We start from the raw sequence: 24,907 nt of genomic DNA, 5'->3' as shown, positions 1-24,907 counted from the left end.
CCGCCCGGTAGCGGCCGCCACGCCACGCCGCACATCCCACGAGTCCATACAGAACCGCAGGTCAACCCAAGATCAACTTAAGCTACGTGGCATTGCGTACTGACCGAGCCGTGGACCGCTCAGCAGGAGTCCTGCCTGCACGAGCGACGCGGCCGGGACCGGCTCCGAGCCGAAGGCGCCGACCCGAACCACGACCTGCCGTTCACCGACCGGGTCATCGTCACCCTGGTCGCGCTGCGTTTGCAGCTACCGCACGCCGCGCTGGCCCTGCCCTACCGGGTGGACCGGTCCACGATCACCCGAGCCGTCGGCGAGATCCGTCCGCTGCTGGCCGCCCGCGGGTTCGCCGTACCCGGCAAGCCCGGCGTACGGCTGCGGACCCTTGCCGACGTGTTCGCCTACGCCGCCGCCGAGAGCGTCGAACTACGGATCGACGGCACCGAAGTCCAGGTCCGCTGCCCGAAAGCAGGCCGACCCGGCAGGCGCGCGTTCGTCTCCGGCAAGAAGAAACAGAACACCGGCAAGGCCACCGTGATCAGCGACGGCAAGGGCCGCCTGCTGTGGTGCGGCGCGGTCCGACCCGGACACATGCCCGACGTCACTGCCCTACGCGCCGAGGGCATCGAAGACCTTCTGCAGCAGTACCCCCAGGTGAGAGCCCAGGCCGATCGGCCCACCGCTTCGGCAGGTAGAGGCGGTGGGCCGATCGACGTGCGTCCGGCCGGACCGTCGCCCCGCAGCACTGCGGCGCTACGAATCAGATCGAGAACTGCCGGGTCGCGCCATGGCGATATCAAAACCTGCGCAGGACGCCGGCTGAAGGGTTGGGCTTGCCACGATGAGGCTGGGGCTGGGGATCCATGGCGTTCGGGGTCGCTTGTCGCGGCGCATTGACCTGTCGGTTCAAATCCGTCTGAGACGACCTCAGCGCGGCTGATGGGGCGAAAGGGCTGGATGATGGAGCAGTGGGGCGGGATCCAGCGGCGAGAGGATGGGCAGGGAGGGCAATGGTAGAGGGCAGCAGGGGCTGAGGGTCGCGACGGGAACCCGCTTCCGGCAGAGGATGCGACCAATTCCTCGGAAGGGGCCTCGGATGAATTCTAGGGACGGGAGGAGGGGCAGGGAGGGCAATGGTAGAGGGCAGCAGGGGCTGAGGGCTGCCCGGAGTTTCAGGTACCACCCTGACCTCATTCACAGGGCCGGCCGATGAGGCGACCTGGCCTGGCAATGTGGGCTGACCTCCTGGCTGTGGCACGTTTTTCTCCTTCTTGCGAGGTGGATTGGCGACTCTCTTGGGTGGCAAGCGAGTCCTGCCACTCATCTGTCAAACGGACGGAATCGCCGTGTGGTTCATGACCAGGGCTCCGGCTCGACCGGCTCGGCCTCGAACAACCCATCCTCACGACGCATACCGGGATCACTCGTTACCTTTTTGAAGATCACGAGACAAAGACGGATTGCCCGGTACTGAGACACGCTCCTAGCTCAGCCCGCAGTCACGCCGCCCCACCAGCCAAAAGGTGATCATGCACTCCCAGTTCACTCCCAACGTAAGGGGCACAACCAGAAAGGCTCGTTACCGGACTTCCGGTAACGAGCCTTTGACCTGTCGGTCTAGCTGGTGGGCGATACTGGGTTTGAACCAGTGACCTCTTCCGTGTCAAGGAAGCGCGCTCCCACTGCGCCAATCGCCCGTGCATAATGCCGAGGTGGGGACGGGATTTGAACCCGCGTACACGGCTTTGCAGGCCGTTGCCTCGCCTCTCGGCCACCCCACCGAGGTTGCCCCCGTCATGCATGGCGGCAGCTCCGAGCGGACGACGGGATTCGAACCCGCGACCCTCACCTTGGCAAGGTGATGCGCTACCAGCTGCGCTACGTCCGCACGCCCCCGGTGTTCCCGGGTGACGGATGAGAACTTTAGCCGAGCCCGGGAACGACTGCCAACTCGGGGGGCGTCTCGGCGCGTCCCGGGGCATCGTCACCGAGATCGGGACCAACACCCGTGAGCTTCCTAGGGAGCTGGTCTGGTGGCGCGAACGACTCCCGACCGTCACACTCCGACACGGTGCGACCGGCCGCGCCGCGGACCGGCCGGGCACCGGTCGGCGGACGGTCCGGCCCTCCGGCGGCGAGCGCCAGACCTCGACGAACACTCTGGAAAGAACGACCGACCACACCTCCGGGAAGTGTCCGGCTTCCGACTGTCGCATCGCGGATCAAGCGGTGGCGGTAACTGTTCGTGTTCGTTCGGATGGGCTACGGTAACGGTCGTGACGAGACGTGCGGCCGAGATCCGCCTGGATGCCCTGCTGCGCACCGCCTGCGACGTGATCGTGGAGCGTGGTCTGGCCAACACCCGGACGGCCGACGTGGCACAGGCCGCCGGCGTCAGTCAGGCCCTGGTCTTCTACCACTTCGCCACCAAGGAGCGGCTGCTCGCGCAGGCGTTCGCGTACGCCGTCGAGCAGGACCTGGCCCGACTGGACGCGGTTACCCGGTCCCCGGCCCCGCCGCTGACCAAGCTCCGCCGGATCCTCAAGCTCTACACCCCGGCCGGCCGGGCCACCTCCTGGTCGATGTGGATCGACGGCTGGTCCGAGTCGTTGCGTACGCCCGAGTTGGAGAAGGTCTCCCGCCGGCTCGACCTGCGGTGGCGGCAGGACCTGGCCGCGGTGATCTCCGCCGGGGTGGCCGAGGGCACCTTCCAGTGCGCCGACCCGGACGGGGCGGCGTGGCGGATCAGCGCGGTGATGGACGGGCTGGCCGTGCAGCTCGCCGTGCACGACCGGGTGATCTCCCGCCGGCAGTTCGGCGAGTGGGTCCGGCTGGTCACCGCCCGGGAGTTGGGCCTCGACCCGGCCGAGCTGGACTGAGCCGGGGCGGGCGGCACCCACCGTCCCGCGCAAAACGGCTCCGCCCCACCCGCCGGCCGGAACAATCGACGGTATGGACCTGCTGGAGGCGTACCGCCGGAGCCTGGCCGAATTCGTCGACCGGGTGGACCAGGTCTCGCCCGGCCAGTGGGCCGACCCGACACCATGCCCGGACTGGGACGTCCGCGCGCTGATCAACCACGTGGTCGGTGAGGACCGATGGAGCGTCCCGCTGCTCGCCGGCCGGACCATCGACGAGGTCGGCGGCCGGTTCGACGGCGACCTGCTCGGCACCGACCCCGCGACGACGGCGCGGGAGGCCGCCGCGCAGGCCGAGATCGCCGCCACCCATCCCGGCACGATCGACCGCACCGTGCACCTCTCCGCCGGCGAGACCCCCGCCGCCGAGTACCTCCAGCAGCTCCTCGCCGAACACCTGGTGCACGGCTGGGACGTCGCGGTGGCGATCGGGGCCGACCCGCGGATGGACCCGGAGGCGGTACGCGCGTGCGCCCGGTGGTTCGCCACCCGCGTCGACGACTACCGCGTCGACAACCTGGTCCGGACCGGGATGCGGGTGCCCGACGACGCCGACGAGCAGGATCACCTGCTGGCCGCGTTCGGCCGTGACCCCGACTGGGCGCCGGGCGACTGATCGCGGCGCGTTATCAGCGCCGGGCCTGGACGTTGGCCCGCGTACGGTCGCCGCCATAGTGGGCCAGCACCCGGTGGTCCATCAGACGCCGCCACAGCGGCGGGACCAGCGCGACCACCACCATGGTGGCGCAACCCGCCGGCAACTGCGGTGACGTGTCGAAACTGCGCAACGTCTGGTAGCGGCACAACGGGTTGGCGTAGTGGTCGCTGTGCCGCTGGAGCTGAGGCCGCCTTTTGTAAAGTCGAGCTATCTCGATCTTTTGCCGCATCAGGGGCTCCGGGCCTTGCCGCGACCCCGGTCGGCTGATATCCACAGATGCGCATGCGTCACCGCGCTGCGTCGGCCGGCGACCGCCGGCCATCCCGCTCCCACCAGGAGGTCCCGTGCCACAACCGGAGTGGTCACCCCCGATGAGCCGGCGTCGACGCCGGCTCATCGCCATCCTGGCGACGACGGCGACCGCCGCCGCGCTGCTTCCCACCGGCGTGAGCACCGCGGCCCCCAGCGCACAACCGGCGTCCGCCGAACGCCGGTCCGGACCGTTCGCCGAGGGGCACCAGCCCGCGGACGTCGACAACCGCAGAGGTACGGCGGCACCCGACGCCCGCCAGCGCGGCCTGGCCCGCGCCGCCGACCCCGACGTGCGGTGGAACCGGTTGGGCACCCCGCACGCGCTCGGCCCCGGCCGCACGCCGCTCGCCACCGGGCTGCCCACCGACCCGGAGGCCGCCGCCCGCGCCTACCTCACCGCCAACCGTGACCTGTTCGCCATGGACGCCGCCACCGTCGCCGCCATGGAACGGGTGCTGGTGCGCCCCATCGGCAGCGGTGCCGTGGTCACCCTCCGGCAACGCTTCGGCGACCTGCCGGCCGGACCGGACGGCCTCGTCACCGTCGCGGTCGCCGGCGGCACGGTGCTCTCGGTCAGCTCCTCGCTGGCCCGCGACACCGGCGCACCCGCGCCGGCCACCCGCAGCGCCGAGCAGGCGTACGCCGCCGCGCTTGCCGACGCCGGGCTGGACGCCGGCGCGGTGAGCAGCCACACCGTGCGGACCGTGGCGGTGCCCACCCCGCTGGACGGCCCCCGCGCCGCGTACGAGGTGACCCTCATCAGCGCGGACAGCGACCACCCGGCCGCGTACACCAGCTACGTGGACGGCATCACCGGCCAGGTGCTGGTCCGCGAGGACCTCGTGGACTTCGACTCCGACAATCCGAGCTGGGCGGTCTTCCCGGCCACCCCGCCCCGCGACCTCGGCCCGGGGCAGGACCCCCGGGTGCGCTGGTGCGGCGACCCCGCGCCCGGCTGCCAGGCAGCCTTCCGCGACCCGGCCACCGGCCAACCGTGGGACGTCGACGCGGCCACCGGCACGCCCACCTTCACCTCGCGCGGCAACTCGGCCAACACGGTGCTCTCCTGGGGCGCCGGCACCGGCACGCCGACCTACACCAGCCCGGAACGCCGCTACGAGTACCCGTTCGCCGACCAGTGGCACCAGGCGAAGTGCAACCCGGAGGTGTTCACCTCCGCGCAGCGCAACGACGCGGACGCCTCGATCGCCAACCTCTTCGCCATGCACAACCGGATGCACGACTGGTCGTACCAGCTGGGCTTCACCGAGTCGGCGTGGAACCTCCAGGCGGTCAACCTCACCCCGGCCGGGCTGGGCGGCGACGCCGAGCAGGGCCGAGCCCAGCAGGGCGCGCTGACCGGCAACCGGAACAACGCCAACCAGGGCACCGGGCGCGACGGGCTGCCGCCGACCACGAACATGTACCTGTGGCAGCCGCAGGCCGGTGGGCCGTACCCGCCGTGCGTGGACGGCGACTACGACATGACGGTGATCGGCCACGAGTACACGCACGCCATCACCAACCGGATGATCGCCGGCCCGGACAGCGGGATCGGCGGCCACCAGGGCGGGGCGATGGGTGAATCGTGGGGCGACCTGCTGGCCGCCGAGTACCTGTACCAGAACGGGCTACGCGCGCCCGGTGAGACGCCCTTCGTCACCGGCGGCTACGTCACCGGCAACCTGGTCAGCGGCATCCGCAACTACGACCTCAGCCGCAGCCCGCTGAACTACTCCGACATCGGCTACAACACCGCCGGCCCCGCCGTGCACGCCGACGGGGAGATCTGGGGCGCCACCAACTTCCGGGTCCGCTCGGCGCTGGTCAAGCGGTACGGTCTCGGCACCCCGCAGCGGCAGCTCGACTGCGCGCAGGGGAAGGTCGCGGCGGACCAGTGCCCCGGCAACCGGCGCTGGTCGCAGCTGGTCTTCGACTCGTTCCTGCTCCAGGCGGCCAGCCAGGTCAGCATGCTCGACATGCGGGACAACATGCTCACCGCCGACCTGCTGCGCTTCGGCGGCGCGAACCAGGACCTGATCTGGGCCGAGTTCGCCCGCTCCGGCATGGGCCGTGACGCCGCCACCTTCGGTGCCGGCGACACCGACCCGACGCCGAGCTTCGCCTCGCCGCGCGGCGGCAACGCGACGCTCACCCTGCGCCCGCGCGGCGACAGCGTGGACGCGCCGATCCGGGTGTACGTCGGGGCGTACGAGGCTCGGGCGACGCCGATCGCGGACACCGACCCGGCGACGCCGATCCCGGACACGCTGGAGCTGGTGGCCGGCACGTACGACCTCCTCGCGGTGGCGCCCGGCTTCGGGCACCAGCGGCTCAGCGTGGTCGCCGAGGCCGGCCGGAGCGGATACGTGGACCTGCGGATGAGCCGCAACCTCGCGTCCACGACGTCCGGGGCGACGATCACCGGCGACGGGGTCAACCTGGACCGGATCGCCGACGACACCGAGGCCACGAACTGGGCCTCGCTGGACGGGGTGGCCGGCCGGCAGGTCACCGTGGCGCTGCCGGGAGACGCGCCGCAGACGGTGAAGCGGCTCAACGTCAGCGCGATGCTGCGTCCCGCGATCACCGGGGACGCCGACACCGGCAGTCAGAACGCGCTCAGCGCGCTGCGCTCGTTCGCGGTGTCGGCCTGCAACGCGACGACCACCGACTGCGCGGATCCGTCGCGCTGGCAGCGGATCTACACCAGCGCGACCGACGCGTTCCCCGGCGGGGCGTACCGGGCGTACAGCCGCGACATCAACCTGCGGTCGTTCGCGGTACCCACCACCGTCGCCACCCACCTGCGGCTGGAGGTGCTCGCCAGCCAGTGCACCGACGGCCCGCAGTACGCGGGTGAGCAGGACGCCGACCCGGCCACGACGACGGACTGCGCGACCGCCAGCACGGCCCGGAACCAGGTCAGGATCGCCGAGTTCCAGGCGTTCTCCCGGTGACACCGTGGGGCCGGCGGACCCCCGCCGGTCCCACGGCCCCCGATGTCGGCGGCGTGCCGGCCGCCAGCTCGGCGACGGGCGGGCCGCCGGTCACCGTCGCGCCGGCCGCCAGCGGCCGGGCGGCGCCGGCCTCTCCCAGCGCCGGTCCACCGGCGGGTCCTCGGCCTCGTTCGTCGCGGCCCGGGTCAGGTGGCGCAGCCGCAGCAGCAACCCCACCCCGAGCGAGAGCAGCAGCCCGCCGAGCAGGAATGCGGCCTGCACCACGCCGAACCCGCCGGTCTGCGCGACCGGACGCCCGTCCGCCGGCGGCGCGGCGTCGACCGGCTGGTCGGCCACCGGCTCCTCGGACGGTGTGTCCTCGGCCTCGGCCGGCTCACTCGCCGGGTCGCTGGGCGGTGCCGGCGTCGCGCTCGGTTGCGCCGCGCCGGTCGGTGTGGCACCCGCACCCACCACCGAGCGGGTGGCGGTCTGTCGGGCCAGCAGACGCAGGTTCGCGTCGTACGCCTCGGCGGCGAGGGTGACCCGCCCCTGGGTGACGTCCTCGTCGAACGCCACCCGGTAGCGGGCCGTGACGGTACGGCCCGGGCAGAGGGTGCCCGGGTCGAGCTGCCGGTCGGTCAGCCGGGCCACATCGCCCTCGGTCCGGACCTCGAGGGGGAAGTCGCCGGACTCCTCCACCCGGTCCATCTTCACCTGGTCGAGGCGGATGCCCTGCACGCTGAGCACCATCGACCAGCGCACCTTCGCGCATCCGCCGCGCCGATCCGTCTGCGACACCACCGCCGAGATCGTCCGCACCTGACCGCCGGCGGTGAACCGGGCCGGCAGGCCACTCATCTCGGTGGCGAAGGCCGCCTGTGCCGGTGCGGCCAGGATCGGCACCACCCCGGTCAGGCCGGCCAGCACCACCCCGACCCGCAGCGCATTCCGCCACACCGTCGCCACCGCCGCCTCCGTTCGGTCGTCCCCACCTCGCAACGCTAGGAGCGGCGCACCGCCGCGACCAGACGGGTGTGTTCGCACCGGGCGGCAAGCGGGGGCCGGGTTTTCACCGACGGTGGTGAACCGGTCACCGGTCCCCCGCGACACGCCGGGCGGCCGGTCGCTGGAACAATCGGGCAGGTGTCCGAGCTCTCCAGCACGTTCGTCCGGCTGCACGCCCGACTGGCCCCGGTCCCGTTCGTTCCCGAGGTGCGCCTGCACCAGGCGGACGAGCCGATCGGGCTCTGGGAGCTGACCGAGGGCGAGTTCTCCTCCGATCGGCCGCCGCCGTTCTGGGCGTTCGCCTGGGCCGGCGGTCAGGCCCTCGCCCGTTACGTGACCGACCACCCGCAGGTGGTCGCCGGGCGCCGGGTGCTCGACCTCGCCTCCGGCTCCGGCCTGGTGGCCATCGCCGCCGCCCGGGCCGGCGCGGCGTCCGTGCGGGCCGTCGAGGTGGACGAGCTGGCGGTCGCGGCGGTCGCGCTCAACGCCCAGGCCAACGGGGTACGCGTCGACGCCCAGTTCGGCGACATCCTCGACGGCGACGCCGGGGACGCCGAGGTGGTGCTCGCCGGAGACGTGTTCTACAGCGACGCGATGGCCCGTCGGGTGCTGCGGTTCCTGCTGCGCGCCGCCCGGGCCGGGGCGCCGGCGCTGGTCGGTGACCCCGGCCGGGCGTTCCTGCCCCGGGACCGCTTCGACGAGCTGGCCAACTACGACGTGCCGGTGCCGGAGGCGCTGGAGAGCGTCCGGGTGAAGCGCACCACCGTCTGGCAGTTGCGCACCGAGCTGCCCGGAGCCGCCCGCTAGCGTGTCGCCGTGCTGTTCTCCAGCTGGGAGTCCGCGGTCGAGGCACCCTGGCCGGACGTCGCCGAGGTGACCGACCACGTGGGCGTACGTCACCTGCTCGTCACCCGGCACGCGCTGGTCCGGCAGGTCCTCGCCGACCCGGTCGGCTACCGGCCGGACAACGCGCTCGACGCGGTGACCCCGATGCCGGTGACGGCGCTGCGGATGCTGGCCGGGCACCGGTTCCGGCTGCCGCCGACCCTGGCGAACAACTCCGGCGCCAGCCACCCGTCGATCCGGGCGATCGTCGCGGACGCGCTGCACCCCACCCGGGTCGCCGCGCAACGCCCCTGGCTCACGGCGCTGGTCCGGGACCGGGTCGCCCGACTGGGCGCCACGCTCGACGCCGGTCGGCCCGTCGACCTGTACGCGGACCTCGCCGCCGACCTGCCGTTGCTGGTCCTGGCCCGCCTCGTCGAGCTGCCGGACGCGCCGGTCGGCGCCGTGAAGGAGTTCGCGCGGGCCGCGCTGGAGCTGTTCTGGGCGCCGCTGGACAGCGACCGGCAGGTGGCGCTGGCCACCGAGGTGGGCCGGTTCCACCGCGTGCTGCGCGACTTCGCGGCCACCGGCGGCGGGTTGGCCGCCGACCTGCGTACGGCCGGGCACCCGCCGGACGTGGTGGTCGGCGCGCTCTTCTTCCTGCTGGTCGCCGGGCAGGAGACCACCTCGCAGTTCCTCACCCTGCTGCTGCACCGGTTGGCCGGCGAGCCTGCGGTGCGGGCCGGGCTGCGCACCGGCGAGATCGCCGTCGGCGACGTGGTGGAGGAGGGGCTGCGGCTGGAACCGCCGATCGTCACGTGGCGGCGGGTCGCCGCGGCGGACACCACGCTGGGCGGGACGGCCGTGCCGGCGGGCACCAGCATCGTGCTGTGGCTGGCCCGCGCCGGACGGGATCCGGCGGTCGTCGAGTCGCCCGACGAGTTCCGACCGGGCCAGCGCGGATCGCGCCGGCACCTGGCGTTCGGGGCGGGCGCGCACCGCTGCGTCGGTGACGTGCTGGCCCGGATGGAGGCGGCCGTGGTGGTGGCCGAGGCCGTGCACCTGCTGGACGGCGTACGGGTGGTCCGCCCGCCCTGGTGCCCGGACAATCTCACCTTCCGGATGCCGGACGCCTTCGTCATCCGGCGCTCCGGTGGCACCGAGCTGACCGGATCCTGACATCCGCTCGGTATGTTTCCGGGCGTGTCAGCCATCCCTGCCCGTCGGATCCGTGTCGTCGCAACGCTTCTGGCGCTCCTGGCGCTGAGTGCCTGCACAGCCGGCCCCGCCTTGCACGCCCGACGGATCACCGTCGCCGCGCCGAGCCCGTCCAGCCCGGTCCCCGTCCCCTCGGCGTCGCCGTCCCCGACGGCGACGCCCGCACCGGGGAGTCTGGCCTGGTACGTGTCCCAGGTGCCGACCTTCCCGCTGGTGCCGCCACCGCAACCGGTGCCGCTGCCGACGACCGGTCCGGTCCCGTTCTGGCACCGCCTGCCGACCGAGCAGAAGGTCGCCTTCATCACCATCGACGACGGCGGGCTGGCCCGACCACCCGCGGTGATCGACTTCATCCGGGAGGCACACATCCCGGTCACGTTGTTCCTCAACTCACCGGCGGCCGCGGAGCACACCGACTACTTCCGGCAGATCGAGGCGGCCGGCGGGGTCGTGGAGAACCACACCATCACGCACACCTCGCTGTCCGGCCGGTCGTACGCCTACCAGAAGCAGGAGATCTGCGGGGCGGCGGACCGGTTGGAAACCCTGTTCGGCAAGCGCCCCACGTTGTTCCGTCCGCCGTTCGGCAACCGCGACGCCAGCACCCTGAGCGCCGCGCACGACTGCGGCATGAAGGCGGTCTTCCACTGGTCGGAGACCGTCCACGAGGGCAAGGTGCGCTACCAGACCCCGGAGAAGGTCGTCCGCCCCGGCGACGTGCTGCTCATGCACTTCCGGCCGGCACTCATGGACGACCTGCTGGCGGCGCTGAAGGCGATCCACCGGGCCGGGCTCACGCCGGCACTGCTGGAGGACTACGTGCGGTGACCGGTCCGCCCACGCCGGCGAACCCGGCCACGAGCGGCCCGAAATCCTCACGGCGGCCAGGCTACCCACGCCCGACCTGCGCGGACACCGACGAAAGTCAGGTGTTCAGCCGCTCTCCTCGGCCCACGTCCGCCAGTCGTCGAGCACTCCGTGCAGGTCCGGAGTGAGCCACCCCGGCGCCGAGCGCCGGAACACACCCGGATCCATCGCACCGGCGCCGTCCGGCACCGCGCCGAGCAGGTTCGGCACCAGATCGGTGAGGTTCGTCCAGTGCACCAGCTCCGGCGTGGCCGGCCACGCGCCGATCACCACACCTGCCGGCACCGCCCGACGGTCCAGCGCCTCCAGGGTCAACGCGGTGTGGTTGAGCGTGCCCAGGCCGGCGCGGGCGACCACCACCGCGGGCGCGCCGAGCGACACCGCCAGGTCGGCCATCGTCCACGGCTCCCCCGACGGACGCAGCCCCATCGGCACCAACAGCCCACCGGCACCCTCGACCAGCACCAGGTCATGCTTGTCGGTCTCGTCGCGGACCGCGTCCACCGCCGTGTACAACTCCAACGGCGGCAGGTCGGCCACCCGGGCGGCGGCCAACGGCGCCAGCGGATCCGGGTAGCTCGCCAACGTACGACCGGTCAACGGCGCGGCCAGCCGGTTCACCGCGTCCACGTCACCCGGCTCACCACCGGCCGTACCGGTCTGACCCGGTTTGACCACCGCCACCCGCAGCCCGGCGGCCTGGGCGGCGGCCGCGATCGCCGCCGTCACCACGGTCTTGCCAACCTCGGTGTCGGTCCCGGTGACCAGCACCACACCCTGCCACGCGCTCACGGTGCCACCTCTGTTCGCGACTGCGGGGCTCGCAAACCCGGCTCACTCCTCGCGCTCACGTGACCACCTCGGTTTCCCTCGCCGGCACGGGCGCACACTCCACGATGACGTCCACGGCCCGCTCGAAGTCCGCCCGGGGGACCCCGGCACTGACGGTGAGTCGCAGTCGGGAACGGCTGTCCGGGGTGGACGGCGGCCGGAAACAGCCCACCGCGACGCCCCGGTCCCGGCAGGCGGCGGCCCAGGCGGTCGCCGCCTGCGGCCCGGGAGCGGTCACCGAGATCACCGCCGCGTCCGGCGCGGACACGACCAACCCGGCCGCGCGCAGCCGGCCGACCGCCAACGCCACCCGCTCGGCCAGGTCGGCGCGCAGGTCGTCACCGGCCCGGGTCAGCCGCAGCGCGGCATGCACCCCGGCGGCGACCGCCGGTGGCAGCGCAGTGTCGAAGATGAACGTCCGGCCGGTCTCGACCAGGTGCCGGACGAACTCGGCCGGGCCGGCGACCACTCCCCCCGCGCCGCCCAGCGCCTTCGACAGGGTGGCGGTGACCACCACGTCCGGTTCGCCGGCCAGCCCGGCCGCGGCGACCGCGCCGGCGCCGGCCGGACCGGTCACGCCGAGCGCGTGCGCGTCGTCGACCAGCAGCAGCGCGCCGTGGCGGCGAGCCACCGCGTGCAGCCGGGCCAACGGGGCGAGGTCACCGTCGACCGAGAAGACCGACTCGGTCACCACCACCGCCGGACGGCCCGGGGCCGCCGCCAGCGCGGCCGCGACCGCCGTCACGTCGGCGTGCGCGGTGACCACGGTCTCCGCGCCGGAGATCCGAGCGCCGTCGATCAGGGACGCGTGGTTGTGCGCGTCGGAGACGAGCAGCGTACGGGGCTGGACGAGGGCCCGCAGCGCGCCCAGGTTGGCCAGGTACCCGGAGGAGAAGACGAGCGATGAGTCGGTGCCCAGCCAGCGCGCCAGCTCGTCCTCCAATGCCTGGTGCGCGTCGGTCGAGCCGCGCACCAGCCGCGACCCGGTGGCCCCCAGCCCGTACGCCGACAGTGCCGCCGCGGCGGCGGCGATGACCTCCGGGTGGGTGGCCAGGCCGAGGTAGTCGTTGCCGGCCAGGTCGGTCATACCGTCGCCGGCGGGACGCGGGTGCAGCCGCCGGGTCAGCCCGGCCTTCGCCCGCAGCTCCGCACGGCGGTCGAGCGCCGCCAGCCAGTCCGCCACCGTCACCCCTTCGCCGCCGTCCGCGCCGGTCACGCCGACACCCGCCGGGCGAAATTACCACCCGCCACCATCGGCCCGACGAATCCCACTCGGTGCGAGGGGCCGACGACCTGCCAGGTCATTCCGGCTGATCGGGGGGCCTTGTAGGGTACGAGCCATGCCAGAGATCCTCGACCAGGCCCGGACCCAGGTCCTGGGTGACGGTGTCGGCCTCGACCAGGCCGGCATCCTCGCTGTGCTCAACCTGCCCGACGAGCACCTGCCCGCCGCCCTGCAACTCGCCCACGACGTGCGGATGCGGTGGTGCGGCCCGGAGGTCGAGGTCGAGGGGATCGTGTCGCTGAAGACCGGCGGCTGCCCGGAGGACTGCCACTTCTGCTCCCAGTCCGGCCTGTTCACCTCGCCGGTGCGCTCGGTCTGGCTGGACATCCCGTCGCTGGTCGAGGCGGCGAAGCAGACCGCGAAGACCGGGGCGACCGAGTTCTGCATCGTGGCCGCGGTGCGCGGCCCGGACGCGCGGCTGATGAAGCAGATGCGCGAGGGCGTCGCCGCCATCAGGGCCGAGGTCGACATCCAGGTCGCCGCGTCGCTGGGCATGCTCTCCCAGGAGCAGGTCGACGACCTGGTCGACATGGGCGTACACCGCTACAACCACAACCTGGAGACCTGCCGGTCGTACTTCCCCAACGTGGTCACCACGCACTCCTGGGAGGAGCGCTGGGAGACGCTGCGGATGGTCCGCGACTCCGGCATGGAGGTGTGCTGCGGCGGCATCCTCGGCCTCGGTGAGACCGTCGAGCAGCGGGCCGAGTTCGCCGCGCAGCTCGCCGAACTGAACCCGCACGAGGTGCCGCTCAACTTCCTCAACCCCCGGCCGGGCACCCCGCTCGGTGACCGCCCGGTGGTCGAGGGCAAGGACGCGCTGCGGGCCATCGCCGCGTTCCGGCTGGCCATGCCGCGGACCATCCTGCGGTACGCGGGTGGTCGGGAGATCACCCTCGGTGACCTGGGCACCCGCGACGGTCTGCTCGGTGGCATCAACGCGGTGATCGTCGGCAACTACCTGACCACGCTGGGTCGGCCGGCGACCGCCGACCTCGACCTGCTCGACGAATTGAAGATGCCGGTCAAGGCGCTCTCTGCCACGCTGTGACCACCATGACGACGACCGAGCTGTGGTGCGACCGGTGCGGCGAGCCGGCGACGGCGGGCACCGCCCATCCGGGTTGCGTGTCCGCCCGCCAGTTGGAGCCGCCCCGGTTCTGCCAGCGGTGCCGCCGCCGGATGAAGGTGCAGGTGCTGCCGGTCGGCTGGTCGGCGGTCTGCGTGGAGCACGGCGAGATCCGGGGCTGAGCCGATGCTGCGAGGGCGGGCGGTGACACTGCGGCCGGCGACGGTCGCCGACGTGCCGGCCCTCGCGGCGATCCGGGCCGACCCGGAGGTACGCCGGTGGTGGCGCGGCGGCACCGACCTCGCCGACTCCGTCCGCGCCGACCTGGACGACGACGACCTGACGTTGTACGCCATCGAGCACGACGGCCGGGTGATCGGCGCGATCCAGTGGTACGCCGAGTCCGACCCGGACTACCGCCACGCGAGCTTGGACATCTTCCTCGATCCGGCGGCGCGCGGTGCCGGGCTCGGCGTGGACGCCATCCGTACGCTGGCCCGGCACCTGATCGACGAGTACGGCCACCACCGTTTCACCATCGATCCGGCGGCGGCGAACAGCGCCGCCATCCGGGCGTACGCCAAGGTGGGTTTCCGTCCGGTGGGGGTGCTGCGCCGCTACGAGCGCGGCGAGGACGGCCGCTGGCACGACGGCCTGTTGATGGACCTGCTCGCCGACGACCTGACCGACTGACGAGATCTTGGACGGTTTCCGTTCGGCGCGAACGCTAACTGTCCAAGATCTGGTGGCGGGAACGCCGGACGGTGACGAGACTCCCGGGAATGTTGCCCGCCGACGACGCCGACGAACTCGACTGGCTCGCCTCCGAGCAGTCGGGTGTCCTGACGACCGCGCAGGTGTCCCGTCTGCTCAGCGAAGGCACGGTGTGGGGTCGGATCCGCTCCGGACGGTGGCGATCGATCTGTCGAGGAATCGTGTTGACCGGCACCGGTTGCCCGCTCCGGACCTGAGGGAGCATCGGGTCGACGCGGCGGGTCGGAACCGCTGGCGGGACGCGTACTCGCGCCAGTGACGGGTGCAGGTGGAGATCGACGGCGCGCACAAGATGGACGCCCGGCAGTGGGCGGACGACATGCGCCGGCAGAACGACGTCTGGGCCGGCGGCGACCGGATTCTGCGCTTTCCCGTCTGGCTGGTCCGCGCCCGCCCCGGCGAAGTCGCCGAGACGGTCCGCTGCGCTCTCATAGCCGCAGGCTGGACCTCGACCGCACCCCGTCGACGCCCGGCCCAAAAATGAATCTTGGACAGTTTCCGTCCGCGCGGAACGGAAACTGTCCAAGATCTCGAACGCGGGTGCGGGTCAGGCCACCGTGCAGGCGGCGTTGTTGACGGTGAAGGCCGTCGGCTTCGGGTTGCTGCCGCTGTGGTTGCCGTTGAAGCCGAAGCTCACCGACGCCCCCGGCGCGATCGTGCCGTTGTAGGACAGGCTGGTGGCGGTGACCGCCGCGCCGGTCTGGCTGACAGTCGCCGACCAGCCCTGGCTGACGGTCTGCCCGCCGGGGAAGCTGAATCGCAGCGTCCACCCGTTGATCGCGCTGGTGCCGGTGTTGGTGATCGTCACCGTGGCGGTGAAGCCGGTGCTCCAGTCGTTCGTGGCGTACCCCACCGAGCAGGTGCCGCCGACCGGCGGGGGCGCGGTGGTCACCGCGACCGGCGCGGACGCCGCGGAGGTGTTGCCGGCCGCGTCCACGGCCACCACGTAGAACTGGTACGCCGTCGAGGCGGTCAAGCCGGTCACCGCCTGGGTGGTGCCGGTCGGCGAGGCCACCAGCACGTCGGTCGCACCGGCCTCGCGGTAGACCCGGTAACCGGTGACGCCGACGTTGTCGGTCGACGGGGTCCAGGCCAGGGTGAGCCCGGTGGCGGTGACGGCCGAGGCGACCGGGGTGCCGGGGGTGCTCGGCGGGGTGGTGTCGGCGGTGCCGGCCGGTGGCGTGGTCACGGTGAGCTTCGGCGAGGCCGCCGACTCGTTGCCCGCGCCGTCGCGCGCCACGATGGTGTACTCGAACGTCCGCTCCGGCAGCAGCGTGGTGATGGTGATCGAGTTCTCGGTGACCCGCCGGGTCGCCACCACGTCGTTACCGACCATGAACTCGCGGACGTCGTAGCCGGCGAGGCCGCTGCCGCCGCTGTCCGTCGACGGCGCCCAGGTCAGGGTGACCGTGCGGGGGCCGAGGTTGGACGCCACCGGGGTACCGGGGACGGTCGGCTTGGTGGTGTCCGGTACGACCGGGCCCGGCTCCTCGCCCCAGACACGGGTGCTGCCGGCGTAGAGCGGCACCTTGCGGTTGGGCCCGGCGGTGGCCTGGTACGACGGGTCGTTGGTCGGATCCCAGGTGCCGCCCTCCGGCACACCGATCTTGAACTGGACCTCCATCCGGTGCTGCGACTGGCCCGCCGGAGCGATGGTGTACCCGGTGCAGTCCACCTCGACGTACCAGATGTCACCGCTGAACTGCTTGGCGGTGGTCGGGGACGGGCAGCCCTGGGTGTAGCCGGCGGTGACCTGCACCGCGCCGGTGCCGTCGGGCCGGAAGTAGTACCGGAACGTGCCGTTGGTCAGGGCGCGGGCCGGGAACGCCGACTTGTTGTAGACCATCACCTTGAGCCCGGTGGCTCGCGGCTCGGCCTGCGTCACCGTGGTCTCCACGGTCAGCTCGTCGATGTCCGGCGTCTCGGCGACCGGGAAGTTCGCCAGCGGGGTGCCGCCGTACTCGGAGGTCAGCCGGACCAGCGCGGACGTGAAGCCGGCGTTGTAGTCGGTGGCCACCTCGTTCATCACGTAGTCCGACCGGCTGTCGCTGTACGCGTCGTTGGCCGCGGACGGGCCGCCGACCAGCGCGCCGTAGAGGGTGTGCCGGGTCTCGACGGGCACGGTCTGGCTGTCCCACCAGGAGCCGTGCGCGGTGCGGTGGTGCGGGTTGCGCGGCGAGTTGGCGCCGAACCCGATGACGTAGCTGGAGTTGCGCGGGTTGTCGCCGAGCGCGTAGTTGATCTGCCGGACGGCGAAGTCGTGGTAGCGCGCCTTGCGGGTCGTGTCGGTGGTCTTGTCGCTGTAGACCAGGGCGGCGAACGAGGTGTTGGCCGCGTAGCGCAACGCGCCCCACGAGTCGAGCACCGCCATCCCGCCCGGCGAGTACGGCACCCGCTGCCCGTTAACTCCCACGGTCCAGTAGTCGAGCCACCGGTTGGCGTCGTCGACGTACTTCTGCTTGCCGGTCAGGTTGGCCAGCAGCACGTACGCGCCGAACTGCTTGTTGTCCCAGGCGATGGTCCACTTGTAGGAGCGGGTGGTGGACTGGTTCTCGGTGCCGAGCTTGTCGTACTCGCTCTCGGCCTTGGTCAGGTAGCTGGCCTCGCCGGTGGCCCGGTGCAGCCAGATCGCGGCCCAGACCAGCTCGTCCTGCCAGCCGCTCCACGAGCGGTAAAAGCTCGTCGCGTCGGTGATGCACTCGTGGTAGGACTTCCGCACGGTGTCGGCGAACGTGTAGAGCTGCCGGGCGTGGCCCAGCAGCTTGTCGGCGTAGGTCGCGTCGGTGGGCCGGAACACCATCGAGGAGGCGGCCATCGCGGCCGCCGTCTCCCCCGCCAGGTCCGCGCCGCCACAGCTCGCATCGATCTTGTACGCGGGCCGCGCCATCGGCATCACCTCGGCCGGACCCCACCACTTGTGGTCGTCGTCGCCCTTGCCGACCTGTCCGTAGAGGACGTTGGCCGACGGGTGCGCCTTGATGAAGTAGTCGTTGACGAAGCGCAGGTTGTTGAGCAGGTGCGGCAGTTGCCCGGAGGCGGTGTAGCCGCCGCGGTACTCCACCGCGCCCCAGGCGAGCATGGTGGCGCTGAACGCCATCGGGAAGCCGAACTTCACGTGGTCGCCGGCGTCGTACCAGCCGCCGGTGAGGTCCAGTCCCGCGTCGGCGCCGTCGGTGAGCGCGCTGTCGCCGCGCCAGGAGACCCGGTTCCAATCGGGCAGTCGACCGGACTGCTGCGCCTCGTAGAAGAGCAGCGACTTCTGCAACGCCTCGGCGTAGTTGAAGCTCGCCGGAGCGGCGGACGCGGTTGCGGCCAGCGGGGCGGCGACCGCGAGGGACAGCCCGGTGAGCAGGGCGATGCCGGCGGCCAGCAGTTGCCGCGGCCAGGGCTGGTCGACGACCGGCGACCGGCCGCCGTGGCCGGGAACCGGCCGGGTCAGATGGCGCATGGCGGGCTCCTGTTCCAGGCGCCGCCGGTGGTCGCACCGACGCGGGACGGCGTTGGGGCGGCGCGGCCACCGGCGACAGCGGGGTGGCGGTGTGACCAGGGGCAGCCGTGGAAGCGCTCCCATGGATAATCGACAATGTAATGGGCGCACCGTCACTTGGGAAGCCCGCCAATGCCGCCAGCGCCGCAACGCTGGCACGAGCGTACTCGCGGGTAACTCCATCGAGGGCATCGCACCATCGATTGATCTCAATACAAAGGTGGCCGTCTTCGCAGTTCAGAGGCTCGCCGCTCAGACAGCCGTCGGGGCCGACGACGCCGACGGCGTCCAGCCAGACAAACGTACTGTTGCTGACCCACTACTGTCCGCGAGACAGTACGGATCACCAGCGGTGCCATCGACGCCGCCGCTCCCCGGTCGACCCTGAGGAGAACGCGATGGCACGACGACTCGCCGAGGGCACCGCCTGGTCCGACGTCCTCACCCGCGCGGTGACCGCCACGCCAGAGGCGTTCGGCGCCGCCGTGGACGGCGTCACCACCCTGCACAACCTGGTCGACGGAGAATGGCGGGCCGTCGGCCGTCCCACACCCGCCCGCACCCCGGTGGACAACACCGTCGTGATCAACCTGCCCCGGATCGACGCCGACACGGCCAGCGCCGCCGTCGCGCACGCCGCCGCCGCGCACCGGGACTGGGCGCAGACCCCGCTCGCCGAGCGCAAGGCCCGGGTCGCCGACGCCCTGGACGCCCTGGACGCCCACCGTGACCTGCTCGCGCTGCTGCTCGTCTGGGAGATCGGTAAGCCGTGGCGGCTGGCCTGCGCCGACGTGGACCGCGCGCTCGACGGCGTCCGCTGGTACGCCGGCGAGATCGACCGGATGCTCGCCGACGGCCGCGAGCCGCTGCCGGGCCCGGTCAGCAACATCGCGTCGTGGAACTACCCGATGAGCGTCCTCGTGCACGCCGAACTGGTCCAACTGCTGGCCGGCAACGCGGTCATCGCCAAGACCCCGTCTCAGGGTGGCGCCGTCTGCCTGACCGTCGCGCACGCGCTGATGCGCCGCGCCGGGCTGCCCGCCACCCTCGTTTCCGGCGGCGGCGAGGAACTGTCCGAAGTGCTGGTCCGGGCACCCGAGATCGGCGCGGTGGCGTTCGTCGGCGGACGCTCCAACGGCGGCAAGGTGGCCGCCGCGCTGCTCGACAGCGACAAGCGGCACTTCATCGAGCAGGAGGGCCTCAACGCCTGGGGCATCTGGAACTTCTCCCAGTGGGACCTACTCGCCACGCACCTGAAGAAAGGCTTCGAGTACGGCAAGCAGCGCTGCACCGCGTACCCCCGGTTCGTCGTGCAACGTGACCTGGTCGACGAGTTCCTCGACATGTACCTGCCCGTCGTGCGCAGCGTCCGCTTCGGCCACCCGCTCGCCGTCGACGACACCTGGACCGCCGGCGACCCGCTGCCCGAGCTGGACTTCGGGCCGCTGATCAGCGCCGCGAAGGCCGACGAGCTGCACCGCAAGGTCGACGAGGCGGCCCGTGGCGGCGCGGTGCCGCTGCACCGCGGCAAGCTGACCGGCGCCCCGTTCCTGCCCGGACAGGACACCTCGGCGTACGTGGCGCCGTCGGTGCTGCTCGCACCGCCCGGCCGGTCCCGGCTGATGCACGCCGAACCGTTCGGGCCGGTCGACACGATCGTCGTGGTGGACACCACCGACGAACTGCTGGCCGCCATGAACGCCTCCAACGGCGCGCTGGTCGCGTCCCTGGCCTGCGACGACGAGGAGGTGGCCGGCAAGCTCGCGGTGGACCTGCAGGCGTTCAAGGTGGGCATCAACAAGCCGCGCTCGCGGGGTGACCGCGACGAGGCGTTCGGCGGCCGGGGCGCCTCGTGGAAGGGCGCGTTCGTCGGCGGCGACCTGCTGGTGCAGGCCGTCACCGTCGGCGGCGACGACCGGCTCTACGGCAACTTCCCCGACTACAACAGCTACCCCGCCACCTGATCGACACCCCCGGTCCCCGCCACGGTGGCGGGGACCGGGGAACGGCGTACGGCCCTACCTACGCGCCGGACGACAGGGCGGTGTTCGTCCGACCGACCGGGACCGGGGAGGCGAGCGGGACGGTGAGAGTGAGCAGAGGCCCGTCGCGCTCCGTCAAGCTGGGCCGGTCGAGCCGGCGCAGCGTCCGCAGCATCGGGGTGTTCTCGGCCTGGACGTGCAGCACCAGCGCCGCGTACCCGGCGGCGTCGGCGTGCCGGGCCAGCCGGCGCAGCAACGCCGAGCCGAGCCCACGCCGCTGCCAGTCGTCGCGTACCAGCAGCGCCACCTCGGCCTCGTCGCCCTCGCCGAGCAGGTTCGCCATCGCCACCACCGACTCCGCGGCACCGTCGGGGCCGGTGGCCGTGGCGACCAGCGTCAACCCTCGGGGCGGCTCCAGCAGTCGCCGCAGCCGAGCCTGCTGCGGCAACGCCGCCCCGCCCAAGTAGCGCCGGTGCCGGCTGCGCGGAGAGCACGCCTCGTGCAGCTCCAGCACACCCGACAGGTCGTCCACGCACGCCGGCCGCACGGCCACCTCGGCACCGTCGGGCAGCACCAGGGTGACCTGCTCGGCGGCCCGGCGCGCCACGGTGGCGGCCAGCTCGACCAGGGCCTGCGCCCGGGCGTACTCCGCCGGGGTGAAGGCGGGCGCGGCCCGGCGCAGCGCGAACGAGCCGCCCGCCGGGTCGGCCAACAGCATGCTGGTGCCGGTGATGCCCCGGTCGAAGCCGGTCGACGCGGGCCGCCAGCTGACCGAGTCGGTGCCGAGCAGCGTCCGAAGCGCCTCGCCCGTCGCGTCCGGGTCACGGACCAGTCGGTTGGCCAGCCCGAGCACCCGGGTGGGCTGGTCGGCCAGGCCGCGCGCCTCGCTGCGCGCCACCCAGCAGTCCCGTCCACGCCCGCGCTCGACGGCGGCGATCAGCTCGGTCTCGTCGAGCGCGTCCGGCGCGTCGACCAGGAAATCGTCCACCGCGCCCTGCTCGGTGGGCTGCACCTGCACGGTGAGGATGTTGACCCCGCGCAGCGCGAGGCTCGCCGTGAGGACCGACAGGTAACCCGGCCGGTCGTCCACCGTTGCTCGGATCCGCCACAACGTCATGGTTGGCTCCCTTCCCCACCCAAGAGCCTCGCCCCCGGCTGTTGCCGGCCGGTTGCTCACCGGTGTCGGCCCGGGAACTCCTCGTGCAGGTCAGGGACCGGCGTTCACCGGGGGCGCGCCGACCAGGTCCAGTCGGTCACCGAGGATCACCGCGCTGGCCCGGACGAGCTGGCTGAGCCGGTCCACCTCGGTGCTGTGGAACCCGGCGGCGCAGAGCGTCTCGCTGTGCTCGCGGGCCACCACCAGCACCAGGCCGGCCCGACCGAACGGCACTATCGCGTGGTGGGTGCCGTCGGGGGTGGTCATCGACCGGCCGCGCAGCGGGGTCACCTCCGGCAACCGCGGCGGTACGGGAGCACGCCAGCTGGCGTGCCCGACGGTGGCGCCACCACCTCCGTTGCGGGACGCCCAGTCCACCGGGACCACCGCGGCGACGGCCCAGTCGGCCGCCAGCAGCCCGGGTACCGCGTCGACCAGGGTGGCCAGCCCGTCGGCCGGGTTCGCCGCGACCTGGGCCAGCAGCTCCGCGTCCTGACCGGTGGTGGTGGGCGCGCCGATCGCCCGCCACACGCCGTCGACCCGCACACCGGGGATCGCCGCGAGACCGGCCAGCAGCCGCTCGACCCGGGCCGCACCCGGCCAGACCACCGTGAAGTCGTCCACCGCGCGCCCGCCGAGCCGCTCCAGGACCACCACCTGCACGATGTCTGCGCCGGACACGCCCAGCGTGCGAGCCACCTGGCCGAGGGTGCCCGGACGGTCCGGCAGGGTGACCCGAACTCGCAGCAACATGTCTGTCCCTCCGCTCGGCGGGCCGGCGACGGCCGGCAGGCTGGTCCCAGCCTGGTCCTTGACCATTTCGTCCCTGTTGCAGAGGCATGTCCCGAGAGGAAAATCCGACCTTGACAACGTGAACAGGCTGCCATCAACTAGTCGGATGACCGATCCGGCCGCCGACGCGCTGCGGCCGGACCCGGTTACGGCCTCCCCCGCCGGCGTCGACCTCGATCGGCTCGCCGGCTATCTGACGCGGCACCGGCCCGGGCTGGCCGTGGGGCCACTGCGGGCCGAGCTGATCGCCGGCGGCAAGTCCAACCTCACCTACCTGCTGCGCCTCGGCGACCGGGAGGTCGTGCTGCGCCGGCCACCGTTGGGGCACGTGCTGGCGACCGCGCACGACATGGCCCGCGAGTTCCGGGTCATCTCGGCCCTGGCGCCGACCGAGGTGCCGGTCCCGGACGCGCTGCTGCTCTGCGCCGACCCGGAGGTGATCGGCGCCCCGTTCTACCTGATGGAACGGGCACCCGGGGAGGTGTTCCGCACCCGCGCGCAGACCGACCCGCTGGGCGACGAGCGTCGCCGCGCCCTCGCCCTGGCGATGATGGACACCCTCGCCGCCCTGCACACCGTCGACCCGGCGGCGGTCGGGCTGAGCGACTTCGGCCGCCCCGAGGGCTACCTCGCCCGGCAGGTACGCCGCTGGGCCGGGCAGCTCGACCGCTCCCGCAGCCGCCCGCTGCCCGGCATCGACGAGCTGCGCGACCTGCTCGCCGCGACCGCGCCGGAGGGGGCGAACGCCGGCCGGATCGTGCACGGCGACTACCGGCTCGACAACCTCCTCGCCTCGGCCGACCCGGTGGCCGTGCACGCGGTGCTCGACTGGGAGATGGCCACCCTCGGCGACCCCCTCGCCGATCTGGGGCTGCTCCTGACGTACTGGGACGTGCTGGGTGGCAGCGAGACGGCCGCCGGCAACCCGGTCGCCGACGGTCTCGGCCCGCGCGCCGGCTTCCCCACCGGCACCGAGCTGATCGACCGGTACGCCGGGCGCAGCGACGTCGACGTCGGGCCGCTGCACTGGCACGTGGCGCTCGGCTGTTTCAAGCTCGCGGTCATCTGCGAGGGCATCCACTACCGCCACACCCTGGGGCAGACCCTCGGTGCGGGCTTCGACCGGATCGGCGACATGGTGGCACCGCTGGTCGCGCACGGTCTGACCGCCGCCAGGGAGCGGTGATGGACTTCGCGTACGACACCCGGACCGAGGAGCTGCGCGACGAGCTGACCCGGTTCCTGACCGAGCACGTCTACCCGGCCGAGCCGGTGCACGCCGAGCAGGTCGCCGCCGGCGACCCGTGGTCGCGTACCCCGGTGCTGGCCGAGCTGAAGGCGGAGGCCCGCAAGCGCGGCCTGTGGAACCTCTTCCTGCCCGACCCGCGCTACGGCGCCGGCCTCACCAACCTGCAGTACGCCCCGCTCGCCGAGTTGACCGGGCGCAGCCCGCACCTGGCGCCGGAGGCCGTCAACTGCGCCGCACCGGACACCGGCAACATGGAGCTGCTGGCCGAGTTCGGGTCGGACGCGCAGCGGGAGCGCTGGCTCCTGCCGCTGCTGGAGGGCGAGATCCGCTCCGCGTTCTGCATGACCGAACCGGACGTGGCCTCCTCCGACGCCACCAACATCGCCACCAGCATCACCCGCGACGGCGACGAGTACGTCATCAACGGGCGCAAGTGGTGGTCGTCCGGCGCGATGGACCCGCGCTGCGAGATCTTCATCGTGATGGGTAAGACCGACCCGGCCGCCGACCGGCACCGCCAGCAGAGCATGGTGCTGGTCCCCCGCGACACCCCGGGGGTGAACGTCCGTCGGGGCATGACCGTCTTCGGCTACACCGACGGGTCGCACGGCGGGCACGCCGAGATCGACTTCACCGACGTGCGGGTGCCGGCGGAGAACCTGATCGGCGCCGAGGGCGGCGGGTTCGCCATCGCCCAGGCCCGGCTGGGTCCGGGCCGCATCCACCACTGCATGCGATTGATCGGAATGGCTGAGCGGGCATTGGAACTGCTCTGCAAGCGGGCGCTCGGCCGGATCGCGTTCGGCCGGCCGCTCGCCGAGCAGGGCGTGGTCCGGGAGTGGATCGCCGAGTCCCGGGTGCGCATCGAGCAGGCCCGGTTGCTGGTGCTCAAGACGGCCTGGCTGATGGACACCGTCGGCAACAAGGGCGCGCACACCGAGATCCAGGCCATCAAGATCGGCACGCCGGCGATGGCGGAGTGGGTGATCGACAAGGCCATCCAGGGGTACGGCGGCGCGGGCGTCAGCCAGGACACTCCACTCGCCGCCCTCTGGGCGCAGACCCGCACCCTGCGCCTCGCCGACGGCCCCGACGAGGTCCACCGCAACTCACTCGCCAAGCGAGAACTCCGCCGCTGGACCCCACCCCCGGCCTGACCCCCACCCCCACCCCCACCCGGCCCGCACGCCCCCACCCCACGCCGCACCCACACGCCCCCACCCACACGCCCCCACCTCGCGCCCCCACCTCGCGCCGCACGCCTGCCCCCGACCTTCAAGATCACGCTCGATCCTGGATGTAGTGGTGTCCGGTCGACGGGAGGCCACTCGATCCAGGATCGAGCGCGATCTTGCCCGCACCCCCGCGTCGATCATGAGGTTGGCGAGACGGAATGCCCGGGATGCCCCCGTCAACCTCATGATCGACACGGGTCAGGGCGAGGGGTGGGGGGTGGGGGGTGGGGGGTGAGGCGGAGGGTCGCTGCTCGCTGGGCGTGTAAGGTGTGAGGTGGACGGCGGGGAGCTCCTCGACCCGCAACAGG

21 protein-coding genes, 3 tRNA genes and 1 pseudogene are annotated in these 24,907 nt (G+C 72.5%); 15 read left to right on the top strand and 10 right to left on the bottom strand.

Annotation, left to right across the window (positions count from 1 at the left end; all coding sequences use genetic code 11):
* The first annotated feature begins 99 nt into the window (after positions 1–99).
* Positions 100–894, top strand: a complete 795-nt coding sequence (locus tag AB0H52_RS29270; protein ID WP_357951462.1) for a transposase family protein — start codon at positions 100–102, stop codon at positions 892–894.
* Positions 895–1,619: 725 nt separating this feature from the next.
* Here AB0H52_RS29270 and AB0H52_RS29265 read toward each other — a convergent pair.
* From AB0H52_RS29265 to AB0H52_RS29255, 3 genes are all read right to left on the bottom strand, one after another.
* Positions 1,620–1,694: transfer RNA gene (locus AB0H52_RS29265), tRNA-Val, on the bottom strand.
* Between the two features lie 13 nt (positions 1,695–1,707).
* Positions 1,708–1,778 (bottom strand) — tRNA-Cys (locus tag AB0H52_RS29260).
* A gap of 34 nt (positions 1,779–1,812) precedes the next feature.
* Positions 1,813–1,885: transfer RNA gene (locus AB0H52_RS29255), tRNA-Gly, on the bottom strand.
* Between the two features lie 388 nt (positions 1,886–2,273).
* Between AB0H52_RS29255 and AB0H52_RS29250 the strand changes: the two genes are divergently transcribed.
* Together AB0H52_RS29250 and AB0H52_RS29245 are read left to right on the top strand one after the other, a co-directional pair.
* Complete coding sequence (locus AB0H52_RS29250) at positions 2,274–2,876, top strand: TetR/AcrR family transcriptional regulator (protein WP_151488864.1); 603 nt, start codon at positions 2,274–2,276, stop codon at positions 2,874–2,876.
* A 73-nt stretch (positions 2,877–2,949) separates the two neighbouring features.
* Positions 2,950–3,531, top strand: a complete 582-nt coding sequence (locus AB0H52_RS29245; protein ID WP_357951457.1) for a TIGR03086 family metal-binding protein — start codon at positions 2,950–2,952, stop codon at positions 3,529–3,531.
* 13 nt (positions 3,532–3,544) lie between these two features.
* On the opposite strand, the pseudogene AB0H52_RS29240 reads toward AB0H52_RS29245, so the two are convergent.
* Positions 3,545–3,757: pseudogene (locus AB0H52_RS29240) on the bottom strand (alkane 1-monooxygenase); the annotation flags it as partial.
* 160 nt (positions 3,758–3,917) lie between these two features.
* Here AB0H52_RS29240 and AB0H52_RS29235 point away from each other — a divergent pair.
* On the top strand, positions 3,918–6,845 hold the full coding sequence (locus AB0H52_RS29235) for a M36 family metallopeptidase (RefSeq protein WP_192580176.1): 2,928 nt from the start codon (positions 3,918–3,920) through the stop codon (positions 6,843–6,845).
* A gap of 90 nt (positions 6,846–6,935) precedes the next feature.
* Here AB0H52_RS29235 and AB0H52_RS29230 read toward each other — a convergent pair whose 3' ends face one another.
* Positions 6,936–7,790: a hypothetical protein gene (locus AB0H52_RS29230; protein WP_151488866.1), complete on the bottom strand. Its 855-nt coding sequence runs from the start codon at positions 7,788–7,790 to the stop codon at positions 6,936–6,938.
* Between the two features lie 177 nt (positions 7,791–7,967).
* On the opposite strand from AB0H52_RS29230, the gene AB0H52_RS29225 reads away from it, so the two are divergent.
* The 3 genes from AB0H52_RS29225 (at position 7,968) to AB0H52_RS29215 (ending at position 10,700) form a co-directional block, all read left to right on the top strand.
* The gene (locus AB0H52_RS29225; protein ID WP_151488867.1) at positions 7,968–8,636 is read left to right on the top strand and encodes a 50S ribosomal protein L11 methyltransferase; all 669 of its coding nucleotides are present in this window, start codon (positions 7,968–7,970) and stop codon (positions 8,634–8,636) included.
* Between the two features lie 66 nt (positions 8,637–8,702).
* Positions 8,703–9,833, top strand: a complete 1,131-nt coding sequence (locus tag AB0H52_RS29220) for a cytochrome P450 (protein ID WP_357951460.1) — start codon at positions 8,703–8,705, stop codon at positions 9,831–9,833.
* A 24-nt stretch (positions 9,834–9,857) separates the two neighbouring features.
* On the top strand, positions 9,858–10,700 hold the full coding sequence (locus AB0H52_RS29215; RefSeq protein WP_225854213.1) for a polysaccharide deacetylase family protein: 843 nt from the start codon (positions 9,858–9,860) through the stop codon (positions 10,698–10,700).
* A 105-nt stretch (positions 10,701–10,805) separates the two neighbouring features.
* On the opposite strand, the gene bioD is transcribed toward AB0H52_RS29215, so the two are convergent.
* Entirely contained in the window at positions 10,806–11,510 is a 705-nt protein-coding gene (gene bioD, locus AB0H52_RS29210) for a dethiobiotin synthase (protein WP_151488883.1), read from the bottom strand.
* Positions 11,511–11,586: 76 nt separating this feature from the next.
* Positions 11,587–12,753, bottom strand: a complete 1,167-nt coding sequence (locus tag AB0H52_RS29205; RefSeq protein ID WP_151488884.1) for an 8-amino-7-oxononanoate synthase — start codon at positions 12,751–12,753, stop codon at positions 11,587–11,589.
* Between the two features lie 157 nt (positions 12,754–12,910).
* On the opposite strand from AB0H52_RS29205, the gene bioB reads away from it, so the two are divergent.
* The 5 genes from bioB to AB0H52_RS29180 all read left to right on the top strand — a co-directional run bounded on the left by bioB (position 12,911) and on the right by AB0H52_RS29180 (position 15,182).
* On the top strand, positions 12,911–13,906 hold the full coding sequence (bioB, locus tag AB0H52_RS29200) for a biotin synthase BioB (RefSeq protein ID WP_151488870.1): 996 nt from the start codon (positions 12,911–12,913) through the stop codon (positions 13,904–13,906).
* A gap of 5 nt (positions 13,907–13,911) precedes the next feature.
* On the top strand, positions 13,912–14,106 hold the full coding sequence (locus AB0H52_RS29195) for a hypothetical protein (protein ID WP_151488871.1): 195 nt from the start codon (positions 13,912–13,914) through the stop codon (positions 14,104–14,106).
* Positions 14,107–14,110: 4 nt separating this feature from the next.
* Entirely contained in the window at positions 14,111–14,617 is a 507-nt protein-coding gene (locus AB0H52_RS29190) for a GNAT family protein (protein WP_151488872.1), read from the top strand.
* An 89-nt stretch (positions 14,618–14,706) separates the two neighbouring features.
* Positions 14,707–14,895 carry a hypothetical protein gene (locus AB0H52_RS29185; RefSeq protein WP_151488873.1) on the top strand — a complete coding sequence of 63 codons (189 nt, stop codon included), beginning with the start codon at positions 14,707–14,709 and terminating at the stop codon, positions 14,893–14,895.
* Positions 14,896–14,966: 71 nt separating this feature from the next.
* Positions 14,967–15,182, top strand: a complete 216-nt coding sequence (locus AB0H52_RS29180; protein ID WP_151488874.1) for a hypothetical protein — start codon at positions 14,967–14,969, stop codon at positions 15,180–15,182.
* Between the two features lie 63 nt (positions 15,183–15,245).
* Here the strand turns inward: AB0H52_RS29180 and AB0H52_RS29175 are convergent, their stop codons facing one another.
* Entirely contained in the window at positions 15,246–18,146 is a 2,901-nt protein-coding gene (locus tag AB0H52_RS29175; RefSeq protein ID WP_357951453.1) for a glycoside hydrolase family 9 protein, read from the bottom strand.
* Positions 18,147–18,583: 437 nt separating this feature from the next.
* On the opposite strand from AB0H52_RS29175, the gene AB0H52_RS29170 reads away from it, so the two are divergent.
* A complete protein-coding gene (locus AB0H52_RS29170; protein WP_151488875.1) occupies positions 18,584–20,149 on the top strand; it encodes an aldehyde dehydrogenase family protein in 1,566 nt (521 codons plus the stop codon).
* A gap of 58 nt (positions 20,150–20,207) precedes the next feature.
* Here AB0H52_RS29170 and AB0H52_RS29165 read toward each other — a convergent pair whose 3' ends face one another.
* Together AB0H52_RS29165 and AB0H52_RS29160 are read right to left on the bottom strand one after the other, a co-directional pair.
* Positions 20,208–21,284 carry a GNAT family N-acetyltransferase gene (locus AB0H52_RS29165; protein ID WP_151488876.1) on the bottom strand — a complete coding sequence of 359 codons (1,077 nt, stop codon included), beginning with the start codon at positions 21,282–21,284 and terminating at the stop codon, positions 20,208–20,210.
* Positions 21,285–21,374: 90 nt separating this feature from the next.
* On the bottom strand, positions 21,375–22,076 hold the full coding sequence (locus AB0H52_RS29160) for an amino acid-binding protein (RefSeq protein ID WP_151488877.1): 702 nt from the start codon (positions 22,074–22,076) through the stop codon (positions 21,375–21,377).
* Between the two features lie 145 nt (positions 22,077–22,221).
* On the opposite strand from AB0H52_RS29160, the gene AB0H52_RS29155 reads away from it, so the two are divergent.
* Both AB0H52_RS29155 and AB0H52_RS29150 read left to right on the top strand, forming a co-directional pair.
* Entirely contained in the window at positions 22,222–23,301 is a 1,080-nt protein-coding gene (locus tag AB0H52_RS29155) for a phosphotransferase family protein (RefSeq protein ID WP_151488878.1), read from the top strand.
* A complete protein-coding gene (locus tag AB0H52_RS29150; RefSeq protein WP_151488879.1) occupies positions 23,301–24,521 on the top strand; it encodes an acyl-CoA dehydrogenase family protein in 1,221 nt (406 codons plus the stop codon). The genes AB0H52_RS29155 and AB0H52_RS29150 overlap by 1 nt, the downstream gene beginning before the upstream one ends.
* Positions 24,522–24,907 lie beyond the last annotated feature (386 nt).

Source organism: Micromonospora sp. NPDC050695, assembly GCF_040654415.1.
Classification (GTDB): Bacteria; Actinomycetota; Actinomycetes; order Mycobacteriales; family Micromonosporaceae; genus Micromonospora.
This window is presented reverse-complemented; position numbering and strand designations above follow the sequence as displayed.